The 20,536-nt window shown below is 54.4% G+C and carries 18 protein-coding genes, 1 tRNA gene and 1 other RNA gene; 6 read left to right on the forward strand and 14 right to left on the reverse strand.

The genetic code is table 11. The annotated features are described in order from the left end of the window. Positions 1-24 precede the first annotated feature (24 nt). From pheA to X474_RS15625, 5 genes are all read left to right on the forward strand, one after another. Positions 25-1,122 carry a prephenate dehydratase gene (gene pheA, locus X474_RS15605; protein ID WP_044350174.1) on the forward strand — a complete coding sequence of 366 codons (1,098 nt, stop codon included), beginning with the start codon at positions 25-27 and terminating at the stop codon, positions 1,120-1,122. 432 nt (positions 1,123-1,554) lie between these two features. Next, positions 1,555-2,595: an anthranilate phosphoribosyltransferase gene (gene trpD, locus X474_RS15610; protein WP_044350175.1), complete on the forward strand. Its 1,041-nt coding sequence runs from the start codon at positions 1,555-1,557 to the stop codon at positions 2,593-2,595. 3 nt (positions 2,596-2,598) lie between these two features. Next, entirely contained in the window at positions 2,599-3,234 is a 636-nt protein-coding gene (locus tag X474_RS15615) for a phosphoribosylanthranilate isomerase (RefSeq protein ID WP_044350176.1), read from the forward strand. 73 nt (positions 3,235-3,307) lie between these two features. Continuing rightward, positions 3,308-3,901, forward strand: coding sequence for a DUF1318 domain-containing protein (locus X474_RS15620; RefSeq protein ID WP_052515279.1), 594 nt, complete (start codon positions 3,308-3,310; stop codon positions 3,899-3,901). 13 nt (positions 3,902-3,914) lie between these two features. Then, the gene (locus tag X474_RS15625) at positions 3,915-5,231 is read left to right on the forward strand and encodes a phosphoglycerate kinase (RefSeq protein WP_044350177.1); all 1,317 of its coding nucleotides are present in this window, start codon (positions 3,915-3,917) and stop codon (positions 5,229-5,231) included. An 85-nt stretch (positions 5,232-5,316) separates the two neighbouring features. Here X474_RS15625 and X474_RS15630 read toward each other — a convergent pair whose 3' ends face one another. The 14 genes from X474_RS15630 to X474_RS15690 form a co-directional block, all read right to left on the reverse strand. Beyond that, positions 5,317-5,871 (reverse strand): serine O-acetyltransferase, encoded by a 555-nt coding sequence (locus X474_RS15630; protein WP_231688340.1) that lies wholly within the window; start codon positions 5,869-5,871, stop codon positions 5,317-5,319. Continuing rightward, complete coding sequence (locus tag X474_RS15635) at positions 5,861-6,637, reverse strand: ATP-grasp domain-containing protein (protein WP_044350178.1); 777 nt, start codon at positions 6,635-6,637, stop codon at positions 5,861-5,863. The genes X474_RS15630 and X474_RS15635 overlap by 11 nt, the downstream gene beginning before the upstream one ends. A gap of 59 nt (positions 6,638-6,696) precedes the next feature. Beyond that, an RNA gene (gene rnpB / locus X474_RS15750) (RNase P RNA component class A) lies at positions 6,697-7,067 on the reverse strand. A gap of 76 nt (positions 7,068-7,143) precedes the next feature. Then, positions 7,144-7,575, reverse strand: coding sequence for a ribonuclease HI family protein (locus tag X474_RS15640; protein ID WP_044350179.1), 432 nt, complete (start codon positions 7,573-7,575; stop codon positions 7,144-7,146). Then, on the reverse strand, positions 7,572-8,306 hold the full coding sequence (locus X474_RS15645) for a zinc ribbon domain-containing protein (protein WP_044350181.1): 735 nt from the start codon (positions 8,304-8,306) through the stop codon (positions 7,572-7,574). Before X474_RS15645 ends, X474_RS15640 begins: the two co-directional genes overlap by 4 nt. Before the next feature lie 13 nt (positions 8,307-8,319). Beyond that, on the reverse strand, positions 8,320-9,528 hold the full coding sequence (locus X474_RS15650; RefSeq protein WP_052515280.1) for a Nif3-like dinuclear metal center hexameric protein: 1,209 nt from the start codon (positions 9,526-9,528) through the stop codon (positions 8,320-8,322). 58 nt (positions 9,529-9,586) lie between these two features. Next, positions 9,587-9,662 (reverse strand) — tRNA-Ile (locus X474_RS15655). Positions 9,663-9,799: 137 nt separating this feature from the next. Next, entirely contained in the window at positions 9,800-10,759 is a 960-nt protein-coding gene (locus X474_RS15660; RefSeq protein ID WP_044350183.1) for a 2-hydroxyacid dehydrogenase, read from the reverse strand. 90 nt (positions 10,760-10,849) lie between these two features. After that, on the reverse strand, positions 10,850-11,593 hold the full coding sequence (gene tatC, locus X474_RS15665) for a twin-arginine translocase subunit TatC (RefSeq protein WP_044350229.1): 744 nt from the start codon (positions 11,591-11,593) through the stop codon (positions 10,850-10,852). A 55-nt stretch (positions 11,594-11,648) separates the two neighbouring features. Next, a complete protein-coding gene (gene tatA, locus X474_RS27070; RefSeq protein ID WP_052515281.1) occupies positions 11,649-12,050 on the reverse strand; it encodes a twin-arginine translocase TatA/TatE family subunit in 402 nt (133 codons plus the stop codon). A 27-nt stretch (positions 12,051-12,077) separates the two neighbouring features. Then, complete coding sequence (gene uvrC / locus X474_RS15675) at positions 12,078-13,940, reverse strand: excinuclease ABC subunit UvrC (protein ID WP_052515282.1); 1,863 nt, start codon at positions 13,938-13,940, stop codon at positions 12,078-12,080. Next, entirely contained in the window at positions 13,928-15,976 is a 2,049-nt protein-coding gene (gene uvrB / locus X474_RS15680) for an excinuclease ABC subunit UvrB (RefSeq protein WP_082464413.1), read from the reverse strand. Before uvrB ends, uvrC begins: the two co-directional genes overlap by 13 nt. Positions 15,977-16,096: 120 nt before the next feature. Beyond that, entirely contained in the window at positions 16,097-17,551 is a 1,455-nt protein-coding gene (gene cysS, locus X474_RS15685) for a cysteine--tRNA ligase (RefSeq protein WP_044350184.1), read from the reverse strand. A 133-nt stretch (positions 17,552-17,684) separates the two neighbouring features. Beyond that, complete coding sequence (locus X474_RS15690; protein ID WP_044350185.1) at positions 17,685-18,863, reverse strand: bifunctional 2-C-methyl-D-erythritol 4-phosphate cytidylyltransferase/2-C-methyl-D-erythritol 2,4-cyclodiphosphate synthase; 1,179 nt, start codon at positions 18,861-18,863, stop codon at positions 17,685-17,687. Positions 18,864-19,125: 262 nt separating this feature from the next. Between X474_RS15690 and X474_RS15695 the strand changes: the two genes are divergently transcribed. Then, positions 19,126-20,457 carry a tetratricopeptide repeat protein gene (locus X474_RS15695; protein ID WP_044350186.1) on the forward strand — a complete coding sequence of 444 codons (1,332 nt, stop codon included), beginning with the start codon at positions 19,126-19,128 and terminating at the stop codon, positions 20,455-20,457. Positions 20,458-20,536 lie beyond the last annotated feature (79 nt).

The raw sequence follows: 20,536 nt of genomic DNA on the forward strand, positions 1-20,536 counted from the left end.
AATAGTCCCCGGGAAGCCGTTTACATGGAACCAAAAAGAACAGGCGTTGAGCTTAGCCGCCCCAGAAAACGCATTGACGCAATTGACCAGCAGATTGTCGAGCTTTTGAACCAAAGGGCAGAGGCCGCCCTGGAGATAGCCGGTCTGAAAAAAGGCTCGAACCGGCCGAACTTTGCCCCGGTGCGGGAGTCGGAAGTCTTTGACGGGGTCATAAAAAACAACCAGGGACCTCTGACCCCGAGCACCTTGAAACAGGTTTTTACCGAGATCATAAGCGCCTGCCGGGGAGTGCAGGGTGAATTCAAGGCGGCCTTTTTGGGGCCTTTGCAGACCTTCAGCCATCAGGCTACCTTGCAGAGATTTGGAAAAGCCTGCATGTGCCTGCCCCAACCCACCATCAGCCAGGTTTTTGACCAGGTGGAAAAAGGCCTGGCCCAGGTGGGAGTGGTGCCGGTGGAAAACTCGACCGAGGGCGGAGTGGGTCAGACCCTGGACCGTCTTTACACCTCAAGCCTGAAGGTAAGTGGTGAAATCTTCACCCTTATCCGCCACAACCTGATAGGCGCGGATGTGAAGATCGAACAGGTGGAAAAGGTTTATTCCCACCCTCAGGCCCTGGCCCAATGCACCCATTGGCTAAACCGTAACCTGCCCACGGCAATCCTGGTGGAGACGGCCAGCACCGCCAAGGCCGCCGCAATCGCGGCCCAGGAAAAAAACGCAGCTGCCATTGCCAGCCTCCTGGCCGCCCAGAGCCGGGGCCTCAATGTTTTGGCCGATTCCATTCAAGACGATCCGGGTAATTTAACCCGCTTTTTGGTGCTTACCAAAAAAGACTGCCCGACCACGGGTAATGATAAGACCTCACTGGCCTTTATGGTGCCCCACAGGCCGGGTTCTCTGAACCGGGCCCTGGATATATTTGCCAGGGCGGACTTAAACCTCACCAAAGTGGAGTCCAGGCCCTGTAAAAACCGGCGTTGGGAATACGCCTTTTTTGTGGATTTTCTGGGGCACAAGGACGATCCGGCCGCAGCCGAAGCCTTGGCCGAGCTTAAAAATGCCAGCTATATGATGCGGGTATTTGGGTCCTATCCCAGGGGAGAGGAGCCCTTGCCCTGAAAAAGAAAATAAAATTCTTCACTTGACCCATAACACTTTTTCAGATATGAAAACTAAAAATGTTTTTTAACAGGGAAAGCAATATGCAGCACAACAATTCCTGGCCGAGCTTCTGGCAGATCACAGGTGTAGTCTGTCCTTTAGCCGGGAGTGCTTAAACCCTGATTCCAAATAGAGCACTTTAAAAGGCCCTGGACAGACAAAAGCTGTCCAGGGCCTTTTTTTTATTTGGAGCTTAGACAAAACAAGATGAAAACAATCTTCATTCAGACCGCCTTAACTGTAGCCACCCGCCTTTACTGGTGGCGTGGCCCGGGGAGGTGGTCTGTCTGAAATCCGGCTGAAAACCGGGGAAAGCGTGCCGCAAGGCCGCGGGCAGACCAAACAATCTGCCCGCGGCCTTTTTTTGTTTTTAAAAGTAAAGGAAGAAAAATGATCAAAAAAGCCATTGCGCAATTGAGCCGGGGAACCGACCTGACCGAAAAAGAGATGATGGAGGTTATGACCCTCATCATGGAGGGACAGGCAACCCCGGCCCAGATTGCCGCCCTTTTGATGGGGCTCAGGATCAAAGGGGAAACCATTGCCGAAATAACCGGAGCAGCCAGGGCTATGAGTTCCCATGCCGAGCCGGTGATCTGCCGTGAATCAACCTCAGACGACCCTCTGGTGGATATTGTGGGCACAGGCGGAGACCAAAGCGCAAGCTTCAATGTCTCCACCACAACGTCTTTTGTCCTGGCAGGGGCCGGACTCAGGGTGGCCAAACACGGCAACCGGGCGGTAAGCGGTAAATGCGGCAGCGCCGATCTATTGGAGGCCCTGGGGGTGCGCCTGGAGATGGATCCCCATGACTTGGCGGCCTGTGTGGATCAGGTGGGGATCGGCTTTTTATACGCCCCGCCCCTGCATCCGGCCATGCGCCATGCCATGCCGCCCCGCAGGGAGCTGGGGGTGCGCACCATCTTCAACCTTTTGGGCCCCTTGACCAATCCGGCCAGGGCCAAGGTTCTTTTAGTTGGAGTCTATGACCAGGAGCTGGTGGCTCCCCTGGCCCGGGTCATTGGACGGCTGGGTGCGGAAAAGGCCTATGTGGTGCACGGACAGGGCGGCTATGACGAGGTAACCTTGACCGGCCCCACCCATATGGCTTTTTTTGACGGCAAGGATGTAAGCCTGGAAACGCTCCACCCCCAAGACCTGGGACTCACTCCCACAGACCCCAGGGCAATAACCTGCGAAACCCCTCAACAGAGCAAAAAAATAACCCTGGCAGTCTTAAACGGTGAAGCGGGACCGGCCAGGGATATGGTGCTTATGAACGCGGCTGTCGCCCTTAAAGCCGCGGGCAAGGCCGAAGACTTCAAGCAAGGCATGCTCCTGGCCGCCGGCGCCATTGATCAGGGCGAGGCCCTGGCCAAACTGAACCAGCTGGTCGAGGTCTCCAATAAAAGACGTCTTATGGCTGTGTGAGAAATGGAATTCAGAACCAGAATCAAGGTGTGCGGCATCACCAACCCTGACGACGCGCAAAAAGCCGTCTCCCTGGGGGTGGATGCCCTGGGCTTTGTGCTGGCCCCAAGCCCGCGTCAGGTGACCCCTGATCTGGCCCGCCGAATTATAGGATGCCTCCCGCCATTTGTGAGCACAGTGGGGCTTTTTGTGGATTATCCGTTAAAGGAAATGCTTTATCTTAAAAACTGGTGCGGCTTTGACCACATTCAGCTTCACGGCCGGGAAGACGAACAAACCGCAAAACAACTTGGCCCCGGGGTGATCAAGGCCCTTAAAATCAGGCCCGATCATAAGCCCAAGCCGGGAGTCTACCCAAACTGCGCCCTTTTGCTGGATACCTTTCATCCGGCCAAACCAGGAGGCACGGGCCTGGCCTTTGACTGGTCCCTGGCAATTGGTATTTCAGCCCAAAGGCCCATAACCCTGGCCGGGGGATTGAATCACGAAAACGTGACCCGGGCAATCGACCTGGTCAAACCATTTGCCGTGGATGTATCAAGCGGTGTGGAGCTTTGCCCCGGTAGAAAGGATCATTCAAAACTGGCCGAATTTGTCAAACAGGTAAAACAGGCGGATCGCAGCCGCCAAACCGTTTGACCGCGACCGGGTAATCAGGTGTACTCTATATAAGGATAAGTTTTAACCCGATTACCAAAACCAAGGAGATGGTATGCGGCAAATACTCAGGTCCCGCAGCCTGATAGTAATGGGCATGATGCTACTGGCCTCGGCCTGCGTAACCGTGAATATCTATTTTCCGGCCGCCAAAGTCGAAAAGCTCGCGGACGAGATTGTAGACGAAGTTTACAAGGGCGATGAAAAACAAAAACCAGCGCCAAAAAAAGAGCAGACCAGTTCGCTTCTGCGCCAGGTGCTGGCTTTTTTGGCGCCCAGGGAAGCTCACGCAGCCAGCGCCACTACTGTAAGCAACGCCTCAATCAGGGCGCTTAAGAGCAAGATCGCTGGCAACCATCAAAAACTGGCCAAATACTACAACCAGGGCAATGTTGGCATAACCAAAGACGGCATGTTGGCCGTGCGTGACACCAAGGGACTTAACATGCGTGATGTGGCCAACTTGAAAAGGCTGGTCAACGCAGACAACATGGCCAGAAACGCCCTTTACAAGGAAGTGGCCAAGGCCCTGAATATAAAACCAAACCAAATTGGAAAAATTCAGGGAATATTTGCCGACCAATGGCGCAACAAGGCCCGCGGCGGCTGGTGGATTCAGGAAAATTCGGGCAAGTGGAGACGCAAGTAAAAGGAGGTTTAACATGACCGGCCAAAACCTGGACCCCGGCCTGCCCCTTTTGCAGCAGGCGGACCTTAAAAACAAGGTCGTATTGGTCAGATTTGATCACAATGTGGTCAAAAAAGGCGAAATAAGAGACCCGTACCGCATTGACCGAACCATAGGCACCTTGTTTTACATTGTGCAGCAAGGCGGCAGGCCCATACTAATGACCCATGTGGGCAGGCCCAGGGACAAAAAAACCGGTGACATAAAAGTGGACGATTCCAGTTCGGTAAGACCGATTGTGGAATACCTGGAATCCAAACTGCACAGCCGCTTTATGGTGCCCGAATTCAGGGCCACGGAAAAAGGCATCCAGGCCATTGACACCAGCATCAACCTGGCCATCCGGGAGCTTGAACAGGGGAGGATAGGCGGAATCTATCTACCGAACACCCGCTGGTTTGCAGGCGAGGAGCAAAAAGGCGAGGCCAGGGAGTCATTGGCCCTGCAATTGGCCGGGCTGGCCGATATCTATGTGAACGATGCCTTTGGCTCTTGGCAGCCCCATGCCTCCACCCTGGATATAACTTATCATTTGCCAAGTTATGCAGGCTGGCTCATGCAGGCCGAGTTGAACAACTTGGAGCAGGTGCTGAAACCCGAGCGGCCCTTTGTGGGTGTGGTGGCCGGGGCCAAGTATGACACCAAGATAGGCCCCTTAAACGCCATGTACGAACAGGTGGATTACCTGATTCTGGGAGGGGTGATCTATAACACCTACCTTTGCGCCAAGTACGGGGTCAAGATCAAGGGAGTCAGTGACACCGACATAGAAGCGGCCGGGGAGCTTGTGAAAAAAGACAAAGAGCAGGGCAAGATCTTAGAGCTTCCCCTGATTGTGGAGAGCGACCTGCTCGGCAGGGAAGAAAACGCCTTCCGCACCCTCAGGGTTGAAGACCTGAAACCCGGCCGGGAGCTGAATTACATCTTGGATATAGACTCGGCCAGTTTCGAGGACCCGAAGGTAAAGGAAGTCTTGGGCCGGGCCAGGACCATATTTGTCAATGCGGTCATGGGCTTCACTCCCCACTTCACAGACGGTTCCAGGGCCTTGGACACCACCATTGACGCCAACCGCGAGGCCAACAAACTTTATGGTGGAGGAGACACCCTGCAGGAATTCAAGGATCTTTGCCCGGGCCTTTACCTGTCCGTGCAGGACGATGCCCAATATTATTTTTTTACCGGCGGAGGCTCTGTGCTCAAGGCCATTGAGCAAAGATCGCCTTATGGCATGGAACCGGTTATCGCACTCATGAAAAACGCTGAAAAATTCAAGACCATTCCCCAATAGACCATAACAGGACATGAAAAAAACCGGTCGGATCAACTTAAATCCGGCCGGTTTTCTTTTTTGCGGGTGAGGTAAAGGCAGATTTTTAATTCTGCTTTTCCTTTAAGATATTTTTGGCAGGAACGCCGACGCAGGTTGCATTATCCGGCACATCTTCCAGGACAACGGCATTGGCCCCAACCCGAACCTGATCCCCCACCTTGACCGGACCGAGGATTTTGGCACCCGCCCCCACAAATATGTGATTGCCCAAGACGGGGGCCATGCCCTTTTCAGCCCCAATGGTCACCTGGTGTTCCAGATATACGTGGCTGCCGCCTTGCACATTTGTGTTTATCACCACACCCAGAGCGTGGATAAGCACAAATCCCGGCCCGAAATCCGCGCCTCTTCCGATTACACAGCCGCCGAACCAGGTTATCAGCTTGTTAAACAGCATGGTAAAGGGAAATAGCCCCGTCTTATGGCTGGCCTGCATGAAACGGTACATGAGCATGGCAAAGGTGCCGTCGGTAAGAAGGACCTTGAGCAGATCCCCCCTGGAATCGCTTCCATAGAGCCAAAGCGCCTTGGCCTTTATATCTGAATTCATAAGCTGGAAAAGAGTCATCTTTTGATCCGCCCCCTTTTCACAGTTCACCTGCAATTATCCTTTGCGCAATCACACCCGGTATATCAATGCCTGCCAGTCCGGGGCCATGATGACCGAATTTAACATTAAACTCAAGCAGGTAAGGTTTGCCTTGCCAAAAGGCCACATCAACCCCCACTTCGTTCAAGTTGGCGCTTCTGGCCGCTTCCACAGCCAGTTCCACGGCAGAGTCGGGCACGCCTTCAAAATCCACCTGGCCGCCCCGGGCCACATTGGTGCGGAAATCCTCGGGCTGGCTCCAGCGCCAATAGGCCAAAAGCGGCTCAAACCCCAAAACAATAACCCGTATATCCCTTTTTATCGGTAAATACTCCTGGATATAGGCCGGGCTGTTGTCAAGCAGATAGGCGTTTAGCTCTGCCTGATTGCGAACCAGATAAACCCCTTTGCCCAGGGCGGAGCCCCTGGCTTTTTTGGCCACAAAGGGAAAGCTGAAATAATCGGTGATTGCCTGTGCCTGTTTACCGTAAAAAACCCTGGTGCGGGGATGGTCCAACCCCAGAAGGTTGAACAAAGTGGTTTGCTTTATCTTATCCCCCTCCAGCAAATGACACTCCAAAGAGGGATAAATACCCTTGCCCATGGCGCTGAGCTGCAGGGCAAAGGCATCTGTGGGATAAAAAATCCGCCGGGCATTTTGGATAAGCTCCAAATGCTCCGGCGGATAATCTTCCAGATTGGGGCGAAGCCCCAGGGTTGTGAACTCCGGAAAACGGGCCAGACGGACCCCAATGGCCACCAATGGTTGAGCCAAGATCAGCTTCCTTTTTTTAACGGAATTCCAAGGCCGACTGAGAAAACCTTGAAAAAAGGGGACAGAGTCGGCCTGTAAGCCGAGTTCTGTTCCCGGCTAAAAAGCCGGGCGATGACCATTCCTCTAGGACGCCGGTTACCCGACGCCTCAAGCAACCTACCCGGAGGTATCGGACGGGCAGCCCTTAACACCTCCCTATTTGGTTTTGCACTGGGTGGGGTTTGCCTAGCTCCGGACGTCGCCGCCCGGACTGGTGAGCTCTTACCTCACCGTTTCACCCTTACCGCCTTCCAAAGGAAGACGGCGGTCTGTTTTCTGTGGCACTGTCCATGGGGTCACCCCCCCTGGCCGTTAGCCAGCACCCTGCCCTTCAGTGCTCGGACTTTCCTCTCGCCTTATTGCTAAAGCCGGCGGTCATCCGGCCGACTCTGTCCCGCTTAGCTTAAAAACAAACCCAGTCAGACCTCAAAGGGCCTGCCCAGTCAAAAGGTCCTGATCAAAAGACCCTATCTCCGGTCTATGGCCTGGTTGGCCAACTCATCGGCCCTTTTGTTAAACTCTCGCCTTACATGAATAATATCCACCTGTTCAATGCCCTGCAACAGGGTCTTGACTTCATCGAACAAAGGTTTTAAAAGCGGGCTTTTAACTCGGTATTGACCGTTTAACTGTTTAACCAGGAGTTCCGAATCCAGGCGCACGGAAAGGGAGGCGACTTCCAATTCCAAAGCTGCCTTGACACCCAGGATAAGACCTTGATATTCCGCTACATTATTAGTCACTTTACCCAGGTAGCGGGTCAGGGCCCTGACTTCTCCGCCCTCTTTGTCATAGAGGACCGCCCCAGCCCCGGCCTCGCCGGGATTTCCCCGGCTGGCGCCGTCTGAATGGAGCACCAATTCAGGGCCGGGCCTTTTCGCGGAGCCTAGCGGGCTCATTCGTCGTCAGCCCCGTTCAGGGTCTCCGCATCTGCCCAGTAGATCAAACGACGGCAGGAAGGGCAATCCATGATGCGGTCCATGCGCTGAAGTTCATTAAACTGTTGGGGAGGAATGCGCATGTGGCAGACTCCACAGACCCCTTTGCTCACAGGGGCCAGGGCCACGCCTTGGCGGTTTTCGCGGATAAAGTCGTAACGATCCATGAGATCGAAATCAATACCCTTGGTCAGGCCGCCTCTGTTCTTGCCAAGCTTATCCACCTGAGTCTGAATTTCGGCGGACCTTTTGGAAAGAACCTCTTTCTGCTCATCGGCGTCTGCGGTGATGGTCTTTAAACGCCCCTCAATCTCGGCGATCTGGGCCTTTAAGGCTTCCTGATCTTCCATGAGTGATAAAAGGACTTCTTCGTTTCCCTTTACCGTATCCTTCCCCTCTTGAATCTCGGCGGTCGCGGCCCGGTACTCACGCTGGTTTTTGGAAGACATGAGCCGGGACTCGGCCTTGCGAACCCTGGCCTGGATCTGATCGTTCTCGGTCTCCATAAGCTTGCGCTTGCTCTCAATCTCTGAGAGGACCGCCTGGTTCTGTTCCAAATTACTGGTCAGGACTTCTTCCGCTTGACTCAGCTCCTCCAGGCGCTGGGGAATGGCTTCCAGCTCCTGGGTGAGATCGTAAAGAGTTTTGTCCAATTTTTGGAGCTTAACCAGAAGCTTCAACTGCTCCAGCAAAATTTGCCTCCTTCTATTCTTCGAATACGGGCCGCCAGGGGTCGCGGCCCTTGGTCCAGGGCGTTACCTCAGCCTCAAAACCGCTGGCTTTTATGCGGGCGGCCAATTGAGTTGCCCATGGCAATACGACGATTTCCTCGGTCTGAAAATGACCCAGCACCAATAGGCATATGCCAAGGTCCCAAGCCCTTTCACCCTGGTGATAGCCTGCTTCGCCGGTTACCAATACCTGAGCTCCGCTGGACGCCGCCCGGTCGATGAAATCACCGCCTGAGCCGCCCAACACAGCAACCTTATCTACTTTTTCCGGAACAGGTCCTGCAAAAGCGCCGTGGGTCGCACCCAACTTGCGCGCAGCCAATTCCAAAAATTCCTTACCTTTCAAGGGTTCGGGCAAACTGCCCACCCTGCCCAGGCCAAATCCGGAAGGACCCTGCTTGAGTTCATAGATATCAAAAGCCGGTTCTTCATAGGGATGGGCCTGGTATAGGGCCTTTATAACCGCTCCCAATTCGGCCGAAGGGACCACGGTTTCAAGTCTGCATTCACGCACCCGGTTTCTGCCGCCCGGGTTGCCGAGATAGGGGGTTCGCCCCTCCGGCGCAAAAAAAGAGCCTTCACCTAAGGTGGTGAAGGCACATTCATTGTACTGGCCTATACGGCCAGCTCCTTTTTTGAAAAGAGCATCTTTGACTGATCCCAATTCCTGCTCGGGCACAAAGGTGACCAGTTTGGCCATGCCTTTTTTGATCTCTTCCAAGGGCCTGGTTTCAACAAGGCTCAAGCGCTCGGCCAAGGCATCGTTAACCCCGCCGGGGGCCGCATCCAGATTGGTGTGAGCGGCAAAAAGAGAAAGCCCTCCGGCCACGGCCCTGATCAACCGGTCGGTCTGCGGGTTATCCGTGCGCAAATTTTCCAGTGGTTTAAAAAGAGGGGGATGGTGTGTCAAAAGTAAGTCTACATTCGCGGCCAAGGCCTTTTTCAGGAGGATTTCGTCCAACTCCAGGGCCACCCAGATTTTCCGGGCCTCCGCCTTGGGGTTTCCGGCCAGAAGGCCTACCCTGTCCCAGGGTTCGGCAGTCCAGGCTGGAGCCCATTCCTCCATGATTTGTGCCACCTGGGCCACATTTATGTATTTAGTATGCTCAGTCATGAGGGCAATAAAGTGGGCGCCCCTCGCTGAGGCGCCCCTTTTCAGGCCGTGTCCGACGCTTTTGTGCATTTTCGGGATCTTTCCCTATGCACATAAGCGGTTTCCATATGGCCTACTCCTTAAATTTTGGTGGGCCCACCTGGCCTCGAACCAGGGACTATCCGGTTATGAGCCGGAGGCTCTACCAACTGAGCTATGGGCCCGAAGACAGAATTTGATTATGGCTGCACACATGGCGCCTGTCAAGCCGTGGAGCAAAGTTTACTGTAACCAAACGGAAAAAAACTGTCTCGACCCCGTAAAATATTAATTTTACATGAGTCGGACAGCTAAATGCAAGTTAAACCACCCTGTGGGGGATTTCCTCCCCTTTCAGATAGGCGATGATATTTTCAGCCGCCGTGCTGCCAATATCGCAACGGGTCTCCCAGGTGGCGGTTCCGGCATGGGGCGCCAACAGTACATTGGGCATATCCAAAAGGCCCTGATGCACCAAAGGCTCCTTTTCATAGACATCCAGCCCGGCTCCGGCTATGAGGCCTTCGGAAAGCGCCTTGACCAGATCCGCTTCCTTGATCAAGGGTCCCCTGGCGGTGTTGATCACATAGGCGGTTTTTTTCATCTTGCCGAAGGCCTGGTAGTTAAAGGCGCCTTTGGTCTGCTCTGTGAGAGGGGCGTTAACAGAGACAAAGTCAGAAGCAGCCAAAAACTCATCAAAGGAAAGGTACCTGGCGCCGAGTTCCGCCTCTGCCTCGGGGTCTGGTGTTCGCTTGGTGTAAACGATATTCATGCCAAAGGCCCGCGCCCTTCTGGCCACGGCCAGGCCAATACGGCCCATGCCGTAGATGCCCAGAGTCTTGCCCTTAAGGTCGACACCAAGCATGAACATGGGAGAGGTGCCCTTGAATTCGCCCTTACGCACCAGCTGGTCGCCCTCAACCAGCCGCCGGGCCACGCCGAGCATCAGGGCCAGGGCCATATCAGCCGTGGCATCTGTGACCACATCCGGGGTGTTGGCCACAATCACTTTCCGTTCCCTGGCCGCTTCCAAATCTATATTGTCAAAGCCGACCGCAAAGTTGGCCACAATCTTCACATCGGGGCACCTATCCATGTAATCCGCGTCGATCTTGTCCACCAGCATGGAAAGTACGGCCGTGGCTCCCTGACTCATATCGAGAAGCTCCTGCCTGGCAAGCGGGCGGTCATGGGGCGAGACCACCAGTTCCACGCCATCCATATTCCCGAAAAGATCCAGGGCAGGCTGGGGTATGCGTCTTGTGACCAAAATTTTTTTCATTTTTATCTCCTTAAAAGAAACCGGTGCTTACGGTTCAAGGCCAAAGCACCCGTCAAATGAATTCATTGTTTCGGGGCCTGTCTCCCCCTGTTAGGACTCGAACTCAGCCTCCTCTTCGGCCTGTTTCTCGGCTTTTTTCTTTTCCGAAGCAGCCACTAGCCAGATGGAGATTTCATAGAGTATCAAAAGAGGCAATGCCATCATGATCTGGCTCACCACATCCGGAGGCGTGAAAAAAGCCGCGGCCAAAAACATAATCAGAACTGCGTACTTACGTTTTTGGCGCAACATCTTGTTATTCACAATGCCCAATCTGCCCAAAAAAATCAAGACCAGGGGCATTTGGAAAACCGCACCAAAGGCAAACAGAAGAGTGCCGCTGAAAGAGAGGTACTGCTTCAAGCTAACCATGGGCACGATCTCTTCGGTGGCGAAACTCATGAAAAAGGTGAAGGCGTAAGGGAAGACAACGGTATAGCAGAAGACTGCGCCCACAATGAAAAGCACCGAAGAAAAAACCACATAGGGCCAGATCAGCCTGCGCTCGTGCTTGTAAAGCCCGGGTGAGACAAAACGCCAGAACTGATAAAAGACCACAGGCGAGGCAGCCACCACTCCGGCCAACAGGGCTACCTTTAAATAAGTGAAAAAGGCCTCGGCCGGTGCGGTGTAGATCAGCTTTCCGGTGGCAGGCAGGGCCGCCACCAGGGGTTCGGTCAGAAAGGCGTAGATCTTTTCCTTAAAGGCATAGGCCCCCAAAAAACCTATCATGATCGCTATGACCGCCCGAACCAGACAGGTGCGCAGCTCCTCTAAGTGAGACATGAAGGACATGCCCTGTTCCCGGCTCTCCTCCTGAGGCTCAGCCTGGCTGTTCTCCATGGTGTTCTCAGACATTGGTCTTATCCGCCTTGTCTGACTCGTCCGGCTCATCTGAGGAACCAGACTCCAGGAATTCTTTGGCGGTTTTATCCAAAGAATCTTCCACGGGCTGAGTTTTCACCTCCGCGGGTTCGGGTTTATCAGCCTGGTCTTTTTTGGAAGGGGGCGTATCCAAAAGGGCCTGGGGCTTTACCGATTCCACGGTCTCCTGAAAAGAATCTTTTATACCCTGAATATCCTGATAGGTCTGATTATCAGACAACTCGCTTTTGATCTCGTCCGTGGCCCGGCGGAATTCACTTAATCCCTTGCCAAGGCTTTTGGCCAGATCCGGGAGTTTTTTCGGGCCCACAACTAATAGGGCCACCACCAGAATTATCATAAGTTCGGGCAAGCCAATGCCAAACATTTATTCCTCCGAAATGAATACCAAAATCTACTCTGGGCCCGGTTTGGTGTCAAGGGCGGCCAAAAAGGCCGAAGTCCGGCGGGCCGACTCCTGATCAATTCTTGCTTTTTTTGCTATTAAAGCGGGTTCAGCCTTTTTGAGCGCAGCCAAAGAGCCAAAGGCCTTAAGCATGGCGCGGCTCTTCTTGGGGCCTACACCGGGTATCTCTTCAAGTATGGAGCGCTTAAGCGCCTTTAGCCGCAACAAACGGTGATAGGTGATGGCAAAACGGTGCGCCTCATCCCTCAAATGCATCAGCATGAAAATGGCCGGCTCCCTGGCCGCCAAATTCACCGGGTTTTTCCTGCCGGGCACATACACCTTATCCGGCCCGGTCTCCCTGCCCTTGGCCAGGGCTGCCAGGGGCGGGCGTCGTTCATAAGGCACCTCCTGCAATATGGAAAGAGCCACATTCAGTTGCCCCTTGCCGCCATCGACCACCAAAAGATCCGGAAGGGGCCTGTCGCCCGACAGGCGGCGCAAAACCACTTCCTTCATGGCCGCATAATCATCCCCGCCCACATCCTTGGTAAGGACCTTGTAGCGGCGGTATCCCTCTTTATACGGCTTGCCGTCCTTAAACGCCACCAGGCTGGCCACAGTGAGCCTGCCCCCCAGATGGGAGATATCTATACACTCCATGTGCCGCGGCGGCGCATCCAGGCCCAGCTTTTTTTCCAAAAGTAAAAGCGATTTTTCAGACTTGTCTTCCGTCTCCACCCTGGGCTGGGAGGCGTTTAAAAGGGCCAGGTCCAAAAGGCCCCTTTTCTCTCCCCTTTGGGGCTTCCTCAGCTCCACCTTTCGCTCCGCCCTGTCGCTCAGAACCTCGGCCACCAGGCTCGGGTCCGAAGGCATGTGGGACAAAAGCACCAGCGGAGGAGGCGTGCCATTGAGCTCATAAAAAGCCAAAAGAGCCTGCCCCATAATCTCTTCGGGATCGGCCAAGGCTCCTTTCAAATCTTTTACCTGATTGGAGACGACCCTGCCCGACCTTACCCGCAAAATTGCCAGGCGAAAAGCACCCCTGTCTTCATGGAGAGCCCAGACATCCTGGTCTCCGCCTGTGGGTCCGGCCACCCTTTGCTTTTCAACGGTGCGCAAAAGGGCAAAATAACGGTCCCTCAAGGCCGCGGCCTGTTCAAAGCGCTCCCCTTGGGAAGCCTCTTCCATGCGGCGCTTCAACTCCAGGGCCACATCCCTGCCCTGCCCCACAAAAAAACGCTTAAGCTGATCCACCAATCCCTGATAATCAGCGTTATCGATTTTGCCCACGCAAGGCGCGCTACAGCGGCCGGTCTCATAATCCAGACAGGGCCGAGCCCGATTTTTCAGGGTGTGATCCGTGCACCTGCGCAAAGGAAATATGCGCTGCAACAGGCTCAAGGTCTTCCTGGCCGCTCCCACTTTATCAAAGGGGCCGAAATACTTGGCGTCCCCTTCGGCGCGCCCCCTGACAATGCTGAGCCTGGGGAACTCATGATCCAACCCGAGCTTTAACAGGGGATAGCTCTTGTCATCCCTGAGGTCCACATTGTACCTGGGACGATGGCGCTTTATCAGGGTATTTTCCAATAAAAGCGCCTCTTTTTCCGAACCGGTGACCACCCACTCCACTTGGGCCACCCGGCTTACCATGGTCTGCACCTTGTGGCGGTAATAGGTGGGGTGATCCTCCACCCGGGCGTAATTGCCGAGCCGGCTGCGCAGGACCTTGGCCTTGCCCACATAGATGATCTTGCCCGAGGGGTCTTTCATGAGGTACACCCCCGGCGATCTGGGTGCGCGAGCCAGGGCCTCCTTGATCACCAAATGCCCGGTAAGGGAGGTTGTTTTATCCTTCAGATCCGCCACTTGAGTTCCTGCTCCTCCAGCTCCTTGATCCGGTCCCGCAGCTCCGCCGCGTCTTCAAAGCGCAGCTCCTCGGCCGCGGTCAGCATTTCTTTGCGCAATTCCTTAATCTTAAAGGGAATCTCCTCGGGCAACAGATCAAGTTTTTTCCTGGACTTGGAAACAGTGGTGTAGTCCGCCTCAAGTTCGTGGGGAAGCATGGCTTTGAGTGTATTTTTAACGGTCTCAGGGGTGATGCCGTGTTCCTGGTTGTACTGGTTTTGGATCACCCGCCTTCTTGCTGTTTCATCCATGGTCTTTTGCATGGAATCAGTGACCTTGTCGGCATAGAAAATCACCTTGCCTTCCGCGTTTCGGGCCGCCCGCCCCGCGGTCTGGATCAGGCTTCTGGCGGAGCGCAAAAAGCCCTCCCGGTCCGCGTCCAGAATCGCCACCAGGCTGACCTCGGGCAGATCCAGCCCCTCCCGCAAAAGGTTGATTCCCACCAGCACGTCAAACTCGCCCTGGCGCAGCTCCCGCAGAATCTGGACCCTTTCTATGGTCTGCACATCACTGTGCATATAACGAACCTTCACCCCCTGCTCGCTCAAGTAGTCGGTCAACTCCTCGGCCATGCGCTTGGTCAGGGTGGTGACCAGGGTTCTCTCCCCCTTTTTTGCCACCTTTCGCACCTCTGCCAAAAGGTCCTCCACCTGGGCCACGGCCGGGCGCACCTCTATCACCGGGTCCATAAGCCCGGTGGGCCGGATTATCTGCTCCACCACCACACCACCTGCCTTTTCCAGTTCATAATCCGCAGGTGTGGCTGAAACATAAATCGACTGATTAAGGTGCTCACTGAACTCAGCGAAATTCAAGGGCCGGTTATCCAGGGCGCTCGGCAGACGAAAGCCGAAATCCACCAGGGTCTCCTTGCGGGAGCGGTCGCCCCGGTACATTCCCGCCACCTGGGGAATAGTGATATGGCTCTCATCCACAATCAAAAGCCAGTCCTTGGGGAAATAATCCAGCAGGGTCGGCGGCGGATCTCCGGCCTCTCTGCCGGTGAGATGACGGGAGTAGTTCTCAATGCCGTGGCAATATCCCAGCTCCTTCATCATCTCCAGGTCAAAAAGGGTGCGCTCCCTTATGCGCTGGGCCTCCAAAAGCCGGTTGCCGGATTCAAAGACCTGGAGCCGCTCGCCCAATTCACTGCGAATGGAGCTTAAGGCCCTCTCCCTTATGGCCTCGTCCGTAACATAGTGGCTGGCCGGAAATATGGTTATGCGGTTTTCCGTGCCGAGTTTTTTACCCCTCAGGGGGTCGATAAAGGCGATTTCCTCCACCTCGTCGCCGAAAAAGCTGATTCTGACGGCCCTGTCTTCTTCATAGGCAGGGTAGACCTCCACAACATCCCCCCTCACCCGGAAGGTCCCGCGGTGAAAATCATAGTCATTGCGTTCATAGAGGATCTGAATCAGCTTTCTTATCACCGCCTCCCGGCCGGGCTCCTGCCCCACATCCAGGCAAAGCAGCATATCCGCATAGGCCTCGGGCGAACCCAAGCCATATATACAGGAAACACTGGCCACAATAATCACATCCCGCCTGGTCAAAAGGGCGGCAGTGGCTGCGTGGCGCATGCGGTCGATCTTGTCGTTTATGGAGGAATCCTTTTCTATATAGGTGTCACTGGCCGGAATATAGGCCTCGGGCTGGTAATAGTCGTAATAAGAAACAAAATACTCAACCGCGTTTTTGGGGAAAAGGGCCTTGAACTCTCCATAAAGCTGGGCGGCAAGGGTTTTGTTGGGGGCCAGGACCAAAGTTGGCTTTTGGTGGTTTTGGATCACGTTGGCCATGGTAAAGGTCTTGCCGCTGCCGGTGACCCCCAAAAGCACCTGATGCTCCACCCCCTTTTCCAGGGCCAAAGAGATATCGGAAATAGCCTGGGGTTGATCACCCTGGGGCTTGAACTCACTGGTAAGGCTGAAAACCCCTCCCTGGGGCGAGGGCTTGGTGCTCCAGAACCTGGAACTGAGCTCCTGTTTTTTGTCCACCCTTAATCACCTTTATCCGGCGTTAAAAAGCGCCGAATGCTTAAAAGGCCGAGTCCCGTCAATGCATAAGCGCACATTTCAGGCCCGGCCCATTATTACTTTACGTAAAAATTACTGAATCTATTCCTTGTGCCAGCGGGTTCCCTGGGGAGTGTCTTCCAGCATCACTCCCTGGGCGGCCAACTGATCCCGAATCTCATCGGCCCGAGCGAAATTTTTATCCTTGCGGGCCTGCTTACGCTCCTCGATCAAGGCCTCGATCTCCTCGGCTGAGGGACCCGTTGCATCTTGGCCCACACCGCTTGTTTGCAGATATTCCGTGGGATCAGAGTTCAAAATGCCCAGGCGGGCGCCAAAATTGCTCAGCCTGGCCCGGCACAGGGACAACAGCGCGTCCCTCTCTTCCTTTTGAGGCAGAGCCACCAAGCGGTTGGCTATCTTGGCCAGGGCAAACAAAGCGCCTAAAGCCGCGGCTGTGTTAAAGTCGTCGTCCATGGCGTCTTCAAAGCTCTGGGCCGCTTCGTTGATCTCTTCCATGTATTTGAGGTCATCGGGATGGGTGATGGCCTTGTTCAGGGGTTCGGTCACCTCCTGGTCAATCGCCGCCAAGGCCCGGTAAAGCCTTTCCATACCCTGGGCAGCCTCGCTCAAGGCCTGGTCGCTGAAATCAATCGGCGAGCGGTAATGCTTGCTCAAAAGGAAAAAGCGCAGAACCTCGGGCCTTGTGGTCTTGAGGATATCCTTGATGGTAAAAAAGTTACCCAAAGATTTGGACATCTTCTCCTGATTGACCTGCACAAAACCGTTATGCACCCAAAAGCGGGCAAAGCCCTGACCAGTGGCGCATTCGCTCTGAGCCACCTCGTTCTCATGGTGGGGGAAAATAAGGTCCTTGCCTCCGCCATGGATATCAAACTCGCCGCCGAGGTATTTAAGGCTCATGGCCGAGCACTCAATATGCCAGCCCGGTCTGCCTTGGCCCCAGGGGCTTTCCCAGGAGGGTTCACCGGGCTTACTGGCTTTCCAGAGCACAAAGTCCATGGGATGCTCTTTGCGCTCATCCACCTCAATGCGGGCGCCTGCCTGCATCTGCTCTATGTCGCGGCCGCTCAACTTACCGTAACCCTTGAAGCTCTGCACCCTGAAATAAACGTCTCCGCCGGATTCATAGGCATGGCCCTTTTCGATCAGGTCCTGGGCAATGTCTATGATCTCCTTTATATGCTCTGTTGCCTTGGGCTCGATACTCGCGGGCAGCACGCCCAAAGACGCCATATCCTTGCTAAAGGAATCAATGTAGCGTTCACTCAATTCACCTGTGGAAATATCGAGCTCGTTGGCCCTTTTTATGATTTTGTCATCCACATCGGTAAAGTTGCGCACATAGGTGACATCATAGCCACGGGCTTTGAAATGGCGGATAATGGCATCAAAGGCTACGTAACACCTGGCGTGCCCCACGTGGGGGTCGTCATACACGGTAACTCCACAGACATACAGGCCCACCTTGCCAGGTTGACTGGGAACAAACTCTTCCTTTTTACGAGTCAGTGAATTGTAGATCCTAAGCGCCATATCTTCTCCTATCGTTTGAAACCATCCGCGCTGAATTTAGATGGTTATTAAAAGTCCAGGCTATCCATATTATAAGGACCAACTCCAGGAGTAAAACCCTTACGTCCGATATTTAAAAAAAAACGGTTCAACCTTAAACCGGGTTTATCTTTTGAATCACCGCCGTGGCCATGGCGGCCATGCCCTCTTGCCTGCCCACAAAGCCCAGGCCTTCGGTCGTTGTCGCAGCCACGTTTATATCCCTGACCCCAAGCCCGGTGGCCCTGGCCAGGTTTCCCCGCATTTTCTCGGCATGGGGGGCGATTTTAGGCTTTTGAGCCATAAGGGTGGCGCTTATCTGTTGAGGCCGCCACCCCTCTTTGACTAATTCGCCGCATACCCGAGCCAAAAGCTCCAGGCTGTCTGCCCCCTTAAAGGCAGGGTCGTTATCCGGAAACCAGCGGCCGATATCGCCCAGACCGGCTGCAGCCAAAAGCGCGTCCATAACCGCATGGGTCAGCACATCTGCATCTGAATGGCCGTCCAGGCCCAGATCATGGTCCAGCAAAACCCCGCCGAGCACAAGTTTTCTGCCCTTGACCAAGCGGTGCACATCCATGCCCTGGCCGATTCTGGTGAGCAAAAGGCCGCCCTTTATGCATTGGGCCAGGCGCAGGTCCTCCGGGGTTGTTATCTTGAAATTGTCCCGCTCGCCGGGCACCAGCTTCACCTCTTTACCCGCCCATTCCAAAAGCCCGGCCTCGTCTGTGGCGTAATAGCCCTGGTCACAGGCCTTTTGAATAATCTCCAACAAGAAATCAAGTTCAAATCCCTGGGGAGTCTGCACCAGCCACAGCCGACTCCGATCCAAGGTGGTCTCCACCAGGTTGTTCTCCCCGGCCTTTTTCACAGTATCAAAACAGGGAACCGCGGCAATGGCCGCGCCATGCAGAAGGGTTTTTTGATAAACTTTCCTGAAGAGTTCCGGTGTGGCCAAGGGCCTGGCTCCATCGTGGATCAGGACATAATCCGCACCAAGTTCCCTTGCCTTCAGAAGACCGTTTTTAACGCTGTCCTGCCTTTCGGCCCCGCCCGGGACAACATGACATTTAGATTGCAAATCAAAAGGCAGAAGGCAATCCTTTATGGCCGATTCCTCCCCACCCGGAGGGACCACCACAATAATCTCCGCAATTTCCGCGACCCGCTTCAATACGGAAACAGTGTGGCTCAAGAGGGGTTTTCCTGCAAGCTCCATGAATTGCTTGGCTTTTTTTGCCCCCATGCGACTGCCCTTGCCTGCCGCAGGCACCACTGCCGCTACCCTGGCCATAATGCGCCTTTTTTTATAAATACCAAACCCTTAAAAAAACCTTTTTTGATACTCATAACCAATTCCAGCGAAAAAAGGGAATATACCTGAAACTCCTTTAAAAGTCTCAAGGTTTAGTGGTCAATCCCATACCAGGCAACAGCGGCCCGTGACAAGGAAAAACTGTTTTAATCAAGCCCCTGGCTCAACTCGGGCACCAGACCGCATAATAATGATATAATAATCTGCTTAAACATTTTGGCCAAAGCGAGGCAAAAACCAGATGAATTTCACCTTGATCAGAATATGGATATGGCGCATACTCACCGGCTCTCGCTTCAAGGCCCTTCTCATGGAAGGTGGGAATCTCTTAAAAGCCGGTCACAATGTGGAGGCCCTGGATCTTTTTCGGCAGGCGGTGCGCGGATGGCCGGCCAGACCCGAAGGTTATCAGGGCATGGGGGACACCTACCAGGCCATGGGGCTGAGGCCCGAGGCCAACCGGGAAAACACCATCGCCAACGCCCTCATGGCCCTGGAACAAAACCCGGATGATCACACCTCCCGCATCAACCTGGCCCGGGCATTACATGAAAAAGGCATGGCAGGCTATGCCGCAGGCCACATGGACCAGATAATACACAAGTTCTCCAAAGATGTGGAAACCTTACGGCTAGCGGCCATAATATTTAGAGATAACGGTAACTTCTCCAGGGCAGCCGACGCCTTGAGGCACCTTGTCTATCTGGACCCCTTAAACACCGAGTACTACGACAATCTCACCCTTTGCCTGACCAAACTGAACCAGGGCACAGAGGCCCTGACCTATCTCTCGATCTCCAAGGCCTTGAGCCAAGTGGAAAAAGACCCCAACGACCTGGAAGCGGTGGAACAGGCGGTGCGCCAGTTTGTGGCGGCGGGGCAAAAACAATCGGCCCTTTTGTTGGTGGAAAGAACCATTGGATCCTCTTCCAAACCCAACGGGCTCTATCGTATGCAGGGAGAGCTTTTATTATCCGAGCGCAGAATTCCCGAGGCTGAAAAGGCCCTTCGCCAGGCCGTTGCCAACGACCCCACAGACTTGAAAGCCCACCGCATGCTCTCAAATCTCTATAAGCTACGGGGAGAGAAAAAGCTTGCCCAGCAACATCAGGAATTGGCCGAGGCCATGGAAAAAGCGCGCAAAAGCGGCGATCCGGTAGCCACGGAAATGGCCATGGTGAGGTTGCTTTTGAGGAGCGGAAAGAAAGATCTGGCCCGAGAAAGGGTTGAAGCCCTGAAGGCAAACCATCCCCGAGACTGGCGGGGCCCTTTTCTGGAAGGGCTAATGGCAAAAAGCCAGGGCAATACAAACCAGGCCATGGGCTTTTTCCAGGCTGCCAGGCGCCTGGATGTCACGGCGCCTGATCCCCACATTGAAATCGCCCGCATACATTCTAAAATGGACGATATGATCGGTGCGGTCTCCGAGGCCCGCCAGGCAGTGGCGCTTTCACCCAGGGATCCTGAGGTTCGCATTGCCCTGGCCGAAATTCTGAGGGCCCACGGCTACATGGACCAAGCCATTGAAGAAGAGGAGTTGGCTGAATCCCTGGCCAAAAGGGGCGCTAAGTAAGCAAAAACCAACTTCCGCCCAAATAATGAAACCCCGGCGGGTTGGAACCCGCCGGGGTTTTTATGTTTCAAGGCAAGGT

It is taken from the genome of Dethiosulfatarculus sandiegensis (assembly GCF_000931935.2).
GTDB classification, from domain to species: Bacteria; Desulfobacterota; Desulfarculia; order Desulfarculales; family Desulfarculaceae; genus Dethiosulfatarculus; species Dethiosulfatarculus sandiegensis.